The following is a 280-nucleotide window of genomic DNA, read 5'->3' as shown; positions in this document are numbered from 1 at the left end:
CCGCCGCGTGCATGCCGGCCTGAACAAGGGCGAGGCGCGCAATGCGCTGGCCAGGGCAGTGTTTTTCAACCGCCTGGGTGAAATCCGCGACCGCAGTTTCGAGCAGCAGCGCTACCGGGCTAGCGGCCTCAATCTGGTAACGGCTGCCGTCGTGTTGTGGAACACGGTCTATCTGGAACGGGCTGCGCACGCGCTGCGTGGCAACGGCCATGCCGTTGATGACGCGCTGTTGCAGTACCTGTCGCCGCTCGGTTGGGAGCACATCAACCTCACCGGCGAT

Annotated in this window: 1 protein-coding gene; it reads left to right on the top strand. The window is 64.6% G+C overall.

Annotation, left to right across the window (positions count from 1 at the left end; genetic code table 11):
* Positions 1–280, top strand: a 280-nt coding sequence (locus tag C167_RS31910) for a Tn3 family transposase (protein ID WP_017516255.1), incomplete at both ends; no start/stop codon positions are given.

It is taken from the genome of Pseudomonas nitroreducens TX1, from assembly GCF_000313755.1.
GTDB lineage: Bacteria > Pseudomonadota > Gammaproteobacteria > Pseudomonadales > Pseudomonadaceae > Pseudomonas > Pseudomonas nitroreducens_A.
The sequence above is the reverse complement of the archived record's forward strand: the minus strand, read 5'-3'. Positions and strand labels throughout refer to the sequence as shown.